This window comes from Halopseudomonas sp., assembly GCF_041579695.1.
GTDB lineage: Bacteria > Pseudomonadota > Gammaproteobacteria > Pseudomonadales > Pseudomonadaceae > Halopseudomonas.
In genome coordinates this window covers 1-1,846 of sequence record NZ_JBFGFI010000196.1, presented here as the reverse complement: position 1 = coordinate 1,846, position 1,846 = coordinate 1, and the positions used below count along the sequence as shown (strand labels likewise).

Below are 1,846 nucleotides of genomic sequence, written 5' to 3'. Positions count from 1 at the left end.
CTACTGCTTCCAACTGGAACTGGTCAGCGAACGCCCTGATCTGGATATTGAAGCACTGCTGCAGCAACCAGCTTTTTTTACCTTCGCTGGCCAGGGCAAGGGCATCCACGGCCTGATCCACCGCGTCGCCCAAGGGGATGCCGGCAAACGTCTGACCCGGTACCACATCGATCTGGTGCCGCACCTGTCTTATCTGGCCCACCGTACCAACCAGCGTATCTTTCAAAACCTGTCCGTACCCGAGATCATCAGTCGTGTATTGAACGATCACGGCATCCAGGCCGACGCCTTCCGCTTCCAGCTCAACAGCGACTACCCTCAGCGGATCTACTGCACCCAGTACAACGAAACCGACCTGCACTTCATCCAGCGCCTGTGCGAAGAAGAAGGCATTCACTATCACTTCGAGCACAGCACCGAGAACCACCTGCTGGTATTCGGCGATGACCAGACTGGTTTCCCGAAACTGGCCCGCCCCACCGCCTATATCCAGGACAGTGGCTTGGTCGCCGACGAACCGGTGATCAAACGCTTCGCCATGCGAATCGAAACCCGCCCCAGCCGCGTCACCCGCCGGGATTACGATTTTGAAAAGCCGCACCTGTTGATGGAAGCCGCGCACAAGGCCGAACAGCCATCCGAAGGCGATGAGCCGCCGATCCCGCTACCTGACCTGGAAGACTACGACTACCCCGGCCGCTTTACCGAACGCGCCCACGGCAAACAACTGGCCAAACGCAGCCTGGAACGGCACCGCAGCGACTACCGTCTGGCCGAAGGCAAGAGCGATGTACCCAGCCTGGTGACCGGACACTTCCTGACCCTGTCAGAGCACCCGCGCTCCGAGTGGAACGACCTCTGGCTGGTCCTAGGGATACAACACGAGGGCAAACAGCCCCAGGTGCTCGAAGAGTCCGTTACCAGCGACGTGAAAGACACGGATGGCTTTACCCAGGGCTACCGCAACCAATTCACCGCCGCCCCCTGGGACGTGCACTACCGCCCTCAGCTAGAGCATCCCAAGCCCAAGGTGCTCGGCACTCAGACCGCTGTAGTCACCGGTCCCAAGGGCGAAGAGGTCCACTGCGACCAGTACGGCCGCATCAAGGTGCAGTTCCATTGGGATCGCGAAGGCCAGGGCGACGAACGCACCAGCTGCTGGCTGCGCGTGGCTTCAGGCTGGGCAGGCAACCAATACGGTGGCATCGCCATTCCTCGGGTCGGCATGGAAGTACTGGTCACCTTCCTGGAGAGCGACCCAGACCAGCCCCTGGTCACCGGCTGCCTGTACCACAAGACCCACCCAGTCCCCTACGAACTCCCCGCGAACAAGACCCGCAGCGTGTTCAAGACCCTCAGTTCACCCGGCGGTAGCGGGTACAACGAGCTACGCATCGAAGACAAGAAAGACCAGGAACAGATCTACATCCACGCCCAGCGCGACTGGGACGAGAACATCGAGAACGACCAGAAGATCCGCGTCGGCAACGAACGCCACGACCGAGTGGAAGCCAACAGCTATACCGAGTTCATGGCCGAAGAGCACCACACCACTCACAGTGATCGCAAAACCGAGATCAAGGCCAATGACCATCTGACCGTAGGCTCAACCCAGCATATGAGCCTCGGCAAGGGTTATCTGGTCGCCGCCGGCCGTGAGATCCATCTGAAGGCCGGTCAGAAAATGGTCATCGAAGCCGGCAGCGAACTGACCCTCAAGGCCGGCGGCAGCTTTATCAAGATCGATCCCAGTGGCGTTACTCTGGTCGGGCCGAATGTGAAAATGAATTCGGGCGGTAGCCCGGGCTCGGGGTCAGGAGCTTCGCCTGTGCTGCCGGGAAATGTG

The 1,846-nt window shown here is 60.2% G+C and carries 1 protein-coding gene; it reads left to right on the top strand.

From position 1 onward, the window contains the following. On the top strand, positions 1 to 1,846 hold a 1,846-nt coding region (tssI, locus tag ABYA88_RS16335; protein ID WP_373188438.1), incomplete at both ends, for a type VI secretion system tip protein TssI/VgrG.